Below are 13,869 nucleotides of genomic sequence, written 5' to 3'. Positions count from 1 at the left end.
TTTGTTCAAATAAATAAGGGTAGCAGACACCTACCCTTATTATTGGCAAAATTTTCTTTTATATTCACTAAAGTAATTATTTAAGGTTATAGAATACTTCCTTACCTCTATATTGAGCAGTTTTTCCTAACATATCCTCGATTCTTAATAGCTGATTGTATTTAGCAACTCTATCAGTTCTTGAAGGTGCACCAGTTTTAATTTGTCCTGCATTTGTAGCTACTACGAAGTCTGCAATAGTTGCATCTTCTGTTTCACCTGATCTATGTGATACAACTGCAGTATATCCAGCTCTTTTCGCCATTTCGATTGCGTCTAAAGTTTCTGTAATTGTACCTATTTGGTTTAATTTAATAAGAATTGAATTAGCTACGCCTTTTTCGATACCTTTTGATAATCTCTTAGTATTAGTTACAAATAGGTCATCGCCTACTAATTGTATTTTATTGCCTAATTTTTCTGTTAATAATTTCCAACCTTCCCAATCTTCTTCATCTAAACCATCTTCAATTGAAATGATAGGATACTTATCAACTAAGTCACTATAGAAGTTTACTAATTCTTCAGCAGTTAGCTCTTTTCCTTCACCAGCTAATCTGTAAACTTTCTTCTCTTTATCATAAATTTCAGTTGCTGCAACATCTAATGCTAGTGCTATCTCTTCACCTGGTTTATAACCAGCTTTTTTGATAGCTTCTACAATTGTAGCTAATGCTTCTTCATTTGAACCAAGGTTTGGAGCAAATCCACCTTCATCACCAACAGCTGTATTTAAACCTTTTTCTTTTAGAACTTTCTTTAAGTTATGGAATACTTCTGCACCCATTCTTAAAGCCTCTCTGAAATTTGGTGCTCCAACAGGCATTACCATAAACTCTTGAATATCAACATTATTATCAGCGTGCTTACCACCATTTAAAATATTCATCATTGGTACTGGAAGTGTTTTAGCATTTACTCCACCTAAATATTGATATAATGGCATACCTAATGCATCTGCTGCAGCTTTTGCAACAGCCATTGAAACACCTAAAATAGCATTAGCACCTAATTTACCTTTATTCTCTGTTCCATCTAACTCTAACATTTTCATATCTATTGCAACTTGGTCAAGAGCATCCATTCCAATTATTGCAGGAGCTATTATTTCATTAACATTTTCAACAGCTTTTGTAACACCTTTTCCTAAAAATCTAGTTTTATCATTATCTCTTAATTCTACTGCTTCAAAAGCTCCAGTTGATGCACCTGATGGTACTGCTGCTCTTCCCATTGCACCACTTTCTGTCCAAACTTCAACTTCAACAGTTGGATTTCCCCTTGAATCTAGTATCTCTCTAGCATAAACATCAATTATCATTGTCATTTTAAATTCCTCCTTTTTATTTTATAATCCAATGGATTTCAACAAAATCTTCTTTAATTTATTTAAATTAAAGATTTTGTTCTAATTATAATTATTAGTTAATACTCTCTAGTTTATAAATATCAATAACTAATAGGTAAGTCCCTTTATTTGATGATTAGTGACTGTCCTGTCATTTCATTTGGCTTTTCTATACCAAACATATCAAGTATAGTTGGAGCAATATCAGCTAATATACCTTCTCTTAACTTTACATTGCCTTCACCTATAACTATGCAAGGGACTTTGTTTGTAGTATGAGCTGTTATTGATTTACCTGTATTTTCATCTATCATTTCTTCAGCATTACCATGATCAGCAGTAATCAAAGCTTTACCGCCCTTTTCTACTATTAATTTAACTACATCCCCTAAACATTCATCTATTGTCTCAATAGCTTTAACTGCTGCTTCAAATTTCCCTGTATGACCTACCATATCAGGGTTTGCAAAGTTTAAAACTATAAAGTCATATTTATTTTCATTTATCCTCTTCATTACTTCTTCTTTAACTTGTACTGCACTCATTTCAGGTTTAAGATCGTATGTTGCAACTTTAGGTGAAGGAATTAATACTCTTTCTTCTCCTTCATTTGGTTTTTCTACACCACCATTAAAGAAGAAAGTAACATGAGCATATTTCTCAGTTTCTGCTATCCTTAATTGCTTTAATCCTTTTTTACTTAAATATTCACCTAAAGTATTTACATACACCTGAGGTTTATATGCTATTTCTACATTATTAATAGTTTTATCATATTGAGTCATACATACAAAGTATACACTTACCTTTTTATCTCTAGCAAATCCCTCAAAGTTATCATCAACAAAAGCTCTAGTTATTTGTCTTGCTCTATCAGGTCTAAAATTGAAGAATATTATTGAATCATTATCCTCAATTACTTTAATAGGACTGCCATCTTTTACTATAACAGTAGGTATAACAAACTCGTCTGTTATGTCTTCATCATAAGATTTATTTAATGCTTCAATAGATGTTGCAGCCACTCTACCTTTTCCTAATACCATAGCATCATAAGCTTTCTTTGTTCTATCCCATCTTTTATCTCTATCCATTGCATAATATCTACCTGATATAGTAGCTATCTTTCCAACACCTAGTTCTGAAATTTTATTTTCTAATTCCTCAATAAATTTCTTAGCACTTTTAGGTGGTACATCTCTACCATCTAAGAAACAATGGATATATACATCTTTTAAACCATATTTTTGTGCTAAATCTAAAAGTGCATATAAGTGTGTATTATGGCTGTGAACACCACCATCAGATAATAAACCCATCAAGTGTAAACTTGAATTGTTCTTCTTTGCATTTTCAATTGCTTTTATAAACTCTTGTTTTTCAAAAAATTCGCCATTTTCTATTGCTTTACTTATTCTAGTAAATTCTTGATAGATTATTCTACCTGCGCCAATATTTAAATGCCCTACTTCTGAATTACCCATTTGGCCTTCAGGTAATCCTACTGATAGCCCACTAGCTTCTAGTTTAGTACTAGGATAATTCTCTAATAGCATTTTGTAATTAGGCGTTTTAGCTTTCAATATAGCATTACCTTCATAGTCTTTGCCTATTCCCCAGCCATCAAGTATTATTAGAGCTACTGGTTTGTTAGTCATTTTTTTCCTCCTCATTAAAAGTTTACAATATTTATAAAGTCTTCTGCTTTTAGACTTGCTCCGCCTACCAAAGCTCCATCAATATCAGATTCGTTCATTAATTCAGAAATATTATGAGGTTTCACGCTGCCTCCATATTGTATCCTTACTTCTTCAGAAATGTCTACTCCATATTTATCTTTAATTGTCTCTCTAATAAAGAAAATCATATCATTCGCATCTTTACTCGAAGCAGTTCTTCCAGTACCTATTGCCCAAATAGGCTCATAAGCGATAACTATATTAAGCATATCTTCAGCACTTACATTTTCTAATGCTTTCATAATCTGATTTTTAACAACATCTTTTTCTATATTCTTTTCTCTTTGCTCAAGAGTTTCACCAACACAAATAATAGGCTTTATTCCATACTTTAAAGCAGAAATTACCTTTTTGTTAACAGTCTCATCAGTTTCATTGAAATACTGTCTTCTCTCAGAATGACCAATTATAACATAATCAATTCCTATTTCCTTTAACATTAAAGGAGAAATTTCTCCTGTAAATGCTCCTTTTTCTTCCCAATGCATATTTTGAGCGCCTAATTTTACTTTAGTATCCTTAAGCTCTTTCTTTATTTCATTCAATGATGTAAAAGGTACACATACAACTACTTCAACATCTGTATTATCAGCTACATTCTTAATCTCTCTAACCAGCTTAATACCTTCTTCAATAGTATTATGCATTTTCCAGTTTCCTGCTATTATAGGTCTTCTCATAATGCTCCCCCTTACTTATCATCAATAGCTGCAATACCAGGTAGTGTTTTTCCTTCAAAGAATTCTAATGATGCTCCACCACCAGTTGATATATGAGTCATTTGATCGTTATATCCTGTTTTTTCAACAGCTGCTGCACTATCTCCTCCACCAACAATAGTTACAGCATCAGATTTTGCCATCGCTTCAGCTATTGCTTCTGTTCCTTTTGCAAAGTTCTCCATTTCAAAAACGCCCATTGGTCCGTTCCATACAACAGTTTTAGCTTTTAATATTTCTTCAGCAAATATTTTTCTTGTTTCCTCTCCGATATCTAATCCCATCATATCTGCTGGTATTTCTTCAACCTTTACAGTTTTAAATTCAGTATCATTCTTAAACTCTTTTGCTACAACAGTATCTACAGGTAGTACTAATTTTACTCCTTTTTCCTCTGCTTTTGCGATAAGTTCTTTAGCTAACTCTATTTTATCTTCTTCTAAAAGAGATTTTCCTATTTCATATCCTTTTGCTTTTAGGAATGTAAACATCATTCCTCCACCTATTAATAGGCTATCTACTTTATCCAATAGATTTTCAATAACACCTATTTTATCTGAAACTTTTGCACCACCAAGTATAGCTACAAAAGGTCTTTCTGGATTTGACATAGCTTTACCCATAACTTCAATTTCTTTTTTAACAAGATATCCTACAGCTGATGGTAAATGCTGGCTTACACCAACATTTGAAGCGTGCGCTCTATGAGCTGTACCAAAAGCATCATTTACAAATAAATCTGCTAAAGAAGCTAACTCTTTTGCAAACTCTTCACCATTTTTTGTTTCTTCTTTTCTATATCTAGTATTTTGTAGTAAAACTACATCTCCTTCGTTCATTTCTGCAACAGCTTTCTTAGCATTTTCTCCAACTACATTATCATCTGCTGCAAAAATAACCTCTTTATTTAAAAGTTCAGATAATCTTTTTGCTACTGGCTCTAAACTGTATTTAGGATTAGGCTCTCCTTTTGGCCTTCCTAAGTGTGACATTAATATTACTTTACCGCCATTATTAATTATATATTCGATTGTAGGAATTGCACTTCTAATCCTTCTATCATCAGTTATTTCACCATTTTCATTCATTGGTACGTTAAAATCGCATCTTACTAGTACTTTTTTACCTCTTACGTCTAAATCTTCAACTGTTCTTTTATTTAACATACTATCCCTCCTTAAAAATCGTTATTGGTCGTTCGTCACTCGCTTTTCGTTGAATTAGAAAGTTAAAAACGAAAAACACAAATTTTTCATAGAACTTTTGATATTGTCGAAACTCTTTTCTAAAGGTAAAGCCGGTTTTGTAGATAACTACAAAACCGGTCAGCATCTTTTATAGTCCTTTTTCAATGATGTATTTTACTAAATCAACAACTCTTGTTGAATATCCCCATTCATTGTCATACCATGAAACAACTTTTAACATATTTCCACCAATTACCATAGTTGATAAAGCATCAACTATTGATGAATGAGAATCTTTTCTATAATCAATAGATACTAGTGGTTCTTCTGAATATCCTAAGATTCCTTTTAATTCTCCTTCTGCAGCTTCCTTTAAAGCTTTATTTACATCTTCTACAGTAGCTTCTTTCTCAATTTCAAATACTACATCTACAACTGAAACTGTTGGAGTTGGCACTCTCATTGCCATACCACTTAATTTTCCTTTTAATTCAGGTAATACTAATGCAACTGCTTTAGCTGCTCCTGTAGTTGTAGGAATAATTGATTCAGCAGCTGCTCTAGCTCTTCTTAGGTCTTTATGTGGTGCATCCAATATTCTTTGGTCATTTGTATATGAGTGAACTGTTGTCATTAAACCTTTTTTGATTCCAAATTTCTCTAATATAACTTTAGCAACTGGTGCTAAACAGTTAGTTGTACAAGAAGCGTTTGAAATTATATTGTGATTTGCTGGGTCATAATCTTTTTCATTTACACCCATAACTATTGTTACATCTTCACCCTTAGCAGGTGCACTAATTACAACTTTTTTAGCTCCTGCTTTAATATGCTTTTCTGCACCTTCTCTGTCTCTGAAAATACCAGTTGATTCTATTACGATATCTACTCCTAATTCTCCCCAAGGTAAGTTTTCTGGGTTTCTCTCGCTTAAAACTTTTATTTTCTTTCCATTTAATACTATGTAATCTCCTTCTACTGCTACAGTTCCTTCAAATTTTCCAAAACATGAATCATATTTAAATAAATGTGCTAAATCTTCTGGTTTAGCTAAGTCATTGATTGCTACAACCTCGAATTCAGTAACTCCATTCTCTAATGCTGATCTTAAAACATTTCTTCCTATTCTTCCAAAACCATTAATACCAACTTTAATAGCCATTGTATACTCCTCCTTTATATTTTTTGCTACACATTGTAGCTTATTTGACTAATTCTAATATCTTTCTAGCTGCTCCCTCATCTATAATTAAAGTCATATCTCTTTTAAGGCTACAAATAGCAATTATAGCTTCAGCCTTACTCACACCACATGCAACTCCAACTACATTTTTTAGATTTTCAAAATCTACCAACGATAAGCCTACTGAATTTGATTCCCAAACTTTTTCTCCTTTTGTATTAAAATAATGTCCAAAAGCTTCTGCAACTGCACCTCTCATTTTTAATTCTTCAATTATTTCTATACTAAGCTGTCTTCTTTTTGCCATAACATCTGCTCTGCCTATTCCAAATATTAACACATCTAGATTCTTTATAGCATCTACAATTTCTCTAATTTCTGGTATCTGCAAAAGTGCGTCAAGTGCTTCTTTACCAATGTTATCGGGTACATGCAGCAATTTATAATGCCCACCTAATTTTTGTGCTAACTTCGCTGCTACATTATTAGCCTGAACTTCTACATTTCTTCCTAGACCACCTCTAGCAGGAAGCACAAGTATATCATTTTCTCCTTTTTGATTTGGCATTTCCTCAGCAAGTTGTGCCATTGTTGTACCACCAGTTATTCCTATAATACTATCACTTTTTATAATTTGTTTTAAATGCTTAGCTGAAGCTCTACCAATATCCTTTAAAATTAAATTATCCTCATCGTAATTACCAGGTACTACTATAACATTACTGATATTTAATTTCTGCTCTAATTTTTTTTCTAATCCATTCAGACCTTTTAATCTATGTATAAAATCTTTTAAATCCTCAATTATTATTTTACCTTCTTCAGTAACATTCATACCTTGAGATTTTATTTCCAACAAACCCTGTTTTTTCAATATATTAACTTCTGTTCTTATAATTCTCTCTCCAATATTTAAACTATTAGCTAACGTCCTTCTGCCTATTGGTTGATTATAATATATGTTCCTTAGAATATTATACCTTTTTTCTAAAATCTCAATCATTTCAGGCACAATTTTTCTTTGTAGCTCTATAATATCTTTCATAATTTCTCTCTCCTTATGGACTTATGGTGTCCATAATGTCAGTATATGTCCCACTTAGTCCATTAAAATATAGGGATAATTATAAATCAGATGGTCATTCAATGTCCCGCATATGATTATTACGTCCCATTTCTAATAAAAAAATTTACCAACAACTATATTATAATCAATATACTTTTAAATTTCAAGATTAGAAATTTTATTTTTTTCTACTAATATCTTTTTCTTAGATTTGAAGAAGGAATGTTTAATTCATCTCTGTATTTCGCTACAGTTCGTCTAGATATTTTTATATTTTGATTTCTTAATATATCTGTTATTTTTTGATCACTCAATGGCTTTCTAGGGTCCTCATTTTCTACCAACTCTTTTATAATAGATTTTACGCTAGTTGAAGAAATTTCTCCTTGATTCGATGATACTCCTCTTGAAAAGAAAAATTTTAATTCAAATATTCCTCTAGGAGTTTGTATATATTTACCATTTATTGCTCTACTTACTGTAGATTCATGTATTCCTAACTCGTCAGCTACTATTTTTAATGATAAAGGTTTTAAAGCTATTTTTCCCTTTTCAAAAAACTCTCTTTGATGTCTAACTATTGCATCTACTACTTTGTAAATTGTCATTCTTCTTTGTTCTATACTCTTAATTAGCCATAAGGCAGAATCAAGCTTACCTTTTATAAATTTAACGATATCTTCTTCAATTGCTTGATTAAGTAGTCTTCTATAGTAATTATTAACAGTTAGTCTAGGCGCAGTTACATCATTTACATATATAATATATTCATCATCAATAATCTCTAAAGTAACATCTGGCTTTATAAATTTTACATCTTCACTACTACTTATAAAACTTCTTCCTGGCTTTGGCTCAAGAGATTTAATTAAATCACATATCCATTGCACCTTTTTTATACTAATACCCAATTCTTTTGCAATTTTAGTAAGTTTGTTACATCCAATCTCTTCTAAATAACTATCTAAAACTTTGTAAACGTATGGATCCTTTATTTTCCTATCTTCTAACTGTATTTTTAGACACTCCTTCAAATCTTTAGCTCCTACTCCAACTGGATCAAAAGTCTGAATTATCCTTAAAACGTTTTCAACTTGATTGTTTTCAATATTTAACTGATTTGCTATCTCGTCAGTTGTAACTCTTAAATAACCATTTTCATCTAAACTTTCAATTATAAATTCACCTATTTTTTTTTCCATTTCATTAAATAATGTAAGATTTAATTGAAACAGAAGATGTTCTTTAAGTGTAGTTTTGTATGTTATATAATTTTCTAAAATCCAATCATTACTGTCATTTTCTTTATAACCTCTGCTATAACTTGCATCATCATATTGGCCTAAGTATTCCTTCCAGTTTATTTCAGATTTTATTTTATCTAAATCTATTTCTCTTTCTACCTTGCTTTCTCCAGATTCAACTTCTAATAATGGATTTTTTTCCAATTCTTGCTCAATAAATTGCAGCAGTTCAAAGTTTGTAAACTGCAGTATTTGAATAGCTTGTCTTAATTCAGGTGTCATTATTAATTTCTGAGACTGCTGAAGACTCAATTCAAATCCAAGTCTCATATATTTCACTCCTAAAATGTTTAATTTATTACTATATCTATAGTATTAACTACTAGTTTATGACTAATTCAGCTCTAAAAATATTATATCAGAAATCATATGCAAAATAAAAGCTCCCTACCTTATTTGGCAGAGAGCAAAATACCTTTTTAATTTTTATCTTTCACCTTTTTCATAAGGTATACCATCTGCTGCTGGAGCAACAGCTCTACCTACAACACCAGCTAAAGCTAAAATTGTAGCTATATAAGGTATTGTTTGCAAAAACTCTGATGGTATAAAACCTAATCCTAAAGTTGATGCTTGTATTTGGATAGCTTCTGTAAATCCAAAGAATAAACAAGCTAGAAGGGCACCTACAGGATGCCATTTACCAAATATCATAGCTGCTAAAGCTATGAAACCTTTACCTGCTGTCATCCCTTCTCTAAACAAGCTTATTGCACCTAATGATAATGCTGAACCTGCAATTCCTGCTAATGCTCCACTTATCATAACACATATATATCTAATCTTATATACATTTATTCCTACTGTATCAGCTGCTCTTGGATGTTCACCAACTGCTCTAACTCTTAAACCAAAAGGAGTTTTATATAGAACATAATATGATACTATTACAGCTAATATAGCTAAATACACAAAAGGTGTTAGTTGTGAAGTTAAATCACCAATAATCGGTATTTTATCTATTAATGGTATTGATTTAGCTCTTATTGCATTTTCAATTGGATCAGTTTGACCTGACCTGTGCCATACCATTTCTAATAAGAAAGATGTTAAACTCGCTGCTAATAAGTTTATTGCAACACCAGTAACTACTTGATCAGCTTTTAAGTGAATTGCTAAGAAAGCTAAAATCAAAGAAGTTAATATACCTACAATAGCAGCTACTAATACTCCTAACCAAGGTAAATGTGTAAATTTAGCAGTTAATATTGAAAAGAAAGCTCCATTTATCATAATACCTTCAAGCGCTATATTAACAACACCAGACCTTTCTGAAAAAACTCCTCCTAATGATGCGAAAATAAGTGGTGTTGCTAGTCTTAATGCTGATGCAATTACTGCTATTATAACTCCTAACACCTAATTCACCCCCTCAACGTTGCCTTTTTTGCTTCTGCGTTCTTTTATTTTAGATATAAATTTTACAATTCTTTCACCTGCAATGAAAATGATAATTATACCTTGTATTATTCCAACTACTTCTCTTGGAATACCTGCAATTTGCATTTTTCTAGCACCATTACTTAAAATACCAAATAAAAGTGCACTTGCTAATACACCAAGTGGATGATTTTTACCCACTAATGCAACAGCTATACCTGTAAAACCATATCCAGGTGAAGCAGGTGCCATATCTACTTTATAAGTTAAACCTGCTACTTGTGTAGCACCAGCTAATCCTGCAAACAAACCTGATATAACCATTGCTAAAATAAGGTTTTTAGAAACACTTATTCCACCATATTCTGCTGCATAAGAATTTTGTCCAACCGAACGTATCTCATATCCTAGAGTTGTTTTAAATAATATAAAATATGCTGCAATAGCACATATTATAGCTATAAATATCCCTGTATGAACACTTGAGTAACCAAACCATGGTATAATCTCTCTTAATTGAGTTAATCTTGCCGATTTAGGTAGTAAAACTGTATAAGCTTTTTGTGTAGTACCCTCTAAAGTAGAAGGGTTTAACACAGTTCTAACAAAAAAGTTACTTACATGAATACTTGTATAGTTAAGCATTATTGTAGTTATTACCTCGTGTACCCCTAATTTTGACTTAAGAAAACCTGCAATTGATGCCCAAAGTGCACCACCTAAAGCGCCTATTATCATAATCAAAGGTATAAGTATGAATCCTGGCAAATCTCTAAACACATAGCCAGCAGCTACAGTTGTTAATGCTCCAATTACATATTGTCCTTCAGCTCCTATGTTAAACAAACCACATCTAAAAGCAAATGCAACTGATAAACCAGTAAATATCAATGGGGTAGTTTTTAAAAGCGTTTGTCCAAACTTATCTAAACCTCCTAAACTACCACTAAAAAGTGCCCAATAAGCAACTAATGGATTGTTACCTGTCCAGATAATGAATAAGGCACCTATTAAGAAAGATAATAATATTGCTAATAATGGAAATTTTATATTTTCAATCAATACTTTTAATTTGCTATCCTTTTCCATTGTTTCACCTCACCTTATTAATATTACAAATTTAAGCTTTTCCTCCTGCCATCATTATACCAAGTTTTTTCTCAGTAGCTTCTTCTGCATCAAGAATTCCAACAAGCTTACCATCATATATTACACCTATTCTATCAGCTAAAGCCATAACTTCATCTAACTCTAGAGAAACTAAAAGTACAGCCTTTCCTTTATTTCTCTGTTCTACTAACCTTTTGTGAACAAATTCAATTGCACCAACATCTAAACCTCTTGTAGGCTGTGAAGCAATTAATAATACAGGATCTCTATTTAGTTCTCTTGCTATAATAACTTTCTGTTGATTACCTCCTGAAAGTGACTTTGCAGTAACTTCTTCACTTGGTGTTCTAACATCAAATTCTTCAATTAACTTTTTAGCATGTTCATGAATGACATCGTAATTCATAATTCCATTTTTACTAAATGGTTCTTTGTAATGGTTTCCAAGCACCATATTTTCTGCTAGTGTGTGATTAAGAACTAATCCTCTCTTATGTCTATCTTCAGGTATATGGCCAACACCTTCTTCAATTATTTCTCTAGTTTTTGATTTGGTAATATCTTTACCTTCTAGCAAAATCTTTCCTTGTGTTGCATTTCTTAATCCTGTTATCACTTCTACTAATTCAGTTTGACCATTACCATCTACACCAGCTAATGCAAAAATTTCTCCAGCTTTAACTTCAAAACTAATACCTTTAAGCGCTGGCACTCCCCTATTATCTAATGCATGCAAATCTTTAATCTCTAATACCGGCTTACCAGCTTCCTGTTTTTCTTTTTGAACTACTAAATTAACTTTTCTACCTACCATTAATTCAGCTAATTCTTCACTATTAGTGTCTTTCGTATTTAAAGTATCTATAACTTTACCTCTTCTTATAACTGTTACCCTATCACTCATAGACATTACTTCTTTTAACTTGTGTGTAATCAAAATAATAGATTTACCTTGATTAGAAAGGTTTCTTAAAATTACTCCAAGTTCTTCAATTTCTTGTGGAGTAAGAACTGCTGTTGGTTCATCGAGTATTAGAATTTCAGCCCCTCTATAAAGAGCTTTTAATATTTCCACTCTTTGTTGCATACCTACAGAAATATCTTGTATCTTTACATTTGGGTCTACAGCTAAACCATATTCGCTTGAAATTCTATTAACTTGTTCTACTGCTTTTTCCTTGTCCAATTTTAATCCGCCATACAATGAAGGTTCAGTACCTAGGATAATGTTTTCCGCTACTGTAAAAGGCTCAACCAACATAAAGTGCTGATGTACCATACCTATCCCTTTTGCAATAGCTATATTCGGGTTTTTTATTTCTACTTTCTCCCCTTTAATATATATTTCACCAGATGTTGGCTCATATAAACCATATAATATATTCATCAAAGTAGTTTTTCCAGCTCCATTCTCACCTAACAAAACATGAATTTCGCCTTTCTTAACTGAAAAATTAACGTTATCATTAGCTACAACACCCGGGAAAACTTTGGTAATGTTTTTCATCTCTACTACATAATTCATCCTTATTCCCTCCTTTAAACACAATTAGGTCAGATGTAACATCTGACCTAATTATTATAACCGATATTATAAAATTTTATCAAGTATAAATATTTTTACAATTCTGGAGCTTTAAAAGCTTCAAACTCTTCTTTAGTTTTAGGAACTATTATTTTACCTTCAATTATAGCTTTCTTATATTTTTCAGCTGCATCTTTTAATTCTTGAGTTAGGTTACCAGCTTTATCACTGTAGCCTACACCCTCTTCTTTTAAACCATAAGTGTAAACTTTACCTTCAAACTTTCCTTCTTTTACAGCTTTAGCAACATAGAATGTTGCATTGTCAACTCTTTTAACCATTGAGCAAAGAACATTTTCTGGAGCTAGAGATGATTGGTCTTTGTCAACACCTATTGCCCAGAATCCTTTTTCTTTAGCTGCTTCGATTAGTCCAACGCCAACACCACCAGCAGCATGGTATATAACGTCAGCACCTTTTTCATGTTGTACTAATGCTATTTCTTTACCTTTAGCAGCGTCTTCAAAAGAACCAGCATAGTTTACAAATACTTCTGCATTAGGGTTAACAGCTTTAACACCTGCTCTAAAACCATATTCAAATTTTTCGATTAGAGGGAATTTCATTCCACCGATAAAACCTATTTTATTAGTTTTAGTTGCAAGTCCAGCTATAACACCTACTAAGAATGAACCTTCTTCTTCTTTGAATGTTAATGAAGCAACATTTGGAGCATCAACTACAGAGTCAATTATAGCAAATTTTTGATTTGGGAATTGCTCTGCAGCTGTTTTCATTGATTCACTAAATAAGAATCCAACTCCTATGATTAAATCCATATTTTCTTCAGCAAAACTAGTTAAGTTTGGTAAATAGTCATCAGCAGTATCTGACTCTAATACTTTTCTTTCAATACCAAGCTCTTTTTCTGCTCTTGCTAAACCATCCCAAGCAGAATCGTTAAATGACTGGTCTCCTAATCCACCAGTATCAGTAATCATACCAATAGTTACTTTTTCAGTTTTACTAGTACATCCTACTGCTAAAGTAAGTACTAAAACAGTAGTTAATAAAAGTGCAATAATCTTCTTTGACATTTTAAAATACCTCCTTAAATATTATTTAGTCTGCAAACCAGTTTGCAGAATTAAGTGACAAATTATAATATTCTATAAAGTTTCTAAAAATCCTCTAAAAATTCTCAATTTTTTTCTAGTCTAGAACAAAATCTTCGATTAAAATAAATTAAGGAAGATTTTGATGAAATCC

The 13,869-nt window shown here is 31.9% G+C and carries 11 protein-coding genes; all 11 read right to left on the bottom strand.

What is annotated here, in order from left to right:
* Nucleotides 1-76: 76 nt before the first annotated feature.
* Nucleotides 77-1,366: a phosphopyruvate hydratase gene (gene eno, locus TR13x_RS09930; protein ID WP_054871781.1), complete on the bottom strand. Its 1,290-nt coding sequence runs from the start codon at nucleotides 1,364-1,366 to the stop codon at nucleotides 77-79.
* Between the two features lie 146 nt (nucleotides 1,367-1,512).
* Nucleotides 1,513-3,045 (bottom strand): 2,3-bisphosphoglycerate-independent phosphoglycerate mutase, encoded by a 1,533-nt coding sequence (gene gpmI / locus TR13x_RS09925; protein ID WP_054871780.1) that lies wholly within the window; start codon nucleotides 3,043-3,045, stop codon nucleotides 1,513-1,515.
* A gap of 14 nt (nucleotides 3,046-3,059) precedes the next feature.
* Complete coding sequence (tpiA, locus tag TR13x_RS09920) at nucleotides 3,060-3,806, bottom strand: triose-phosphate isomerase (RefSeq protein WP_054871779.1); 747 nt, start codon at nucleotides 3,804-3,806, stop codon at nucleotides 3,060-3,062.
* An 11-nt stretch (nucleotides 3,807-3,817) separates the two neighbouring features.
* Nucleotides 3,818-5,011 carry a phosphoglycerate kinase gene (locus TR13x_RS09915; RefSeq protein ID WP_054871778.1) on the bottom strand — a complete coding sequence of 398 codons (1,194 nt, stop codon included), beginning with the start codon at nucleotides 5,009-5,011 and terminating at the stop codon, nucleotides 3,818-3,820.
* A gap of 169 nt (nucleotides 5,012-5,180) precedes the next feature.
* Nucleotides 5,181-6,194 (bottom strand): type I glyceraldehyde-3-phosphate dehydrogenase, encoded by a 1,014-nt coding sequence (gap, locus tag TR13x_RS09910; protein WP_054871777.1) that lies wholly within the window; start codon nucleotides 6,192-6,194, stop codon nucleotides 5,181-5,183.
* Between the two features lie 40 nt (nucleotides 6,195-6,234).
* Nucleotides 6,235-7,260, bottom strand: a complete 1,026-nt coding sequence (locus TR13x_RS09905; RefSeq protein ID WP_054871776.1) for a sugar-binding transcriptional regulator — start codon at nucleotides 7,258-7,260, stop codon at nucleotides 6,235-6,237.
* Between the two features lie 212 nt (nucleotides 7,261-7,472).
* Nucleotides 7,473-8,855, bottom strand: coding sequence for an RNA polymerase factor sigma-54 (rpoN, locus tag TR13x_RS09900; protein WP_054871775.1), 1,383 nt, complete (start codon nucleotides 8,853-8,855; stop codon nucleotides 7,473-7,475).
* 156 nt (nucleotides 8,856-9,011) lie between these two features.
* On the bottom strand, nucleotides 9,012-9,944 hold the full coding sequence (locus TR13x_RS09895; RefSeq protein ID WP_054871774.1) for an ABC transporter permease: 933 nt from the start codon (nucleotides 9,942-9,944) through the stop codon (nucleotides 9,012-9,014).
* Nucleotides 9,945-11,054: an ABC transporter permease gene (locus TR13x_RS09890; RefSeq protein ID WP_054871773.1), complete on the bottom strand. Its 1,110-nt coding sequence runs from the start codon at nucleotides 11,052-11,054 to the stop codon at nucleotides 9,945-9,947.
* A gap of 31 nt (nucleotides 11,055-11,085) precedes the next feature.
* On the bottom strand, nucleotides 11,086-12,600 hold the full coding sequence (locus TR13x_RS09885; protein ID WP_054871772.1) for an ABC transporter ATP-binding protein: 1,515 nt from the start codon (nucleotides 12,598-12,600) through the stop codon (nucleotides 11,086-11,088).
* 95 nt (nucleotides 12,601-12,695) lie between these two features.
* Nucleotides 12,696-13,697: a BMP family protein gene (locus TR13x_RS09880; RefSeq protein ID WP_054871771.1), complete on the bottom strand. Its 1,002-nt coding sequence runs from the start codon at nucleotides 13,695-13,697 to the stop codon at nucleotides 12,696-12,698.
* Nucleotides 13,698-13,869: the final 172 nt, after the last annotated feature.

This window comes from Caloranaerobacter sp. TR13 (assembly GCF_001316435.1).
GTDB lineage: Bacteria > Bacillota > Clostridia > Tissierellales > Thermohalobacteraceae > Caloranaerobacter.
Note: the sequence above shows the minus strand (reverse complement) of the source record. Positions and strands in the feature narration are given on the sequence as shown.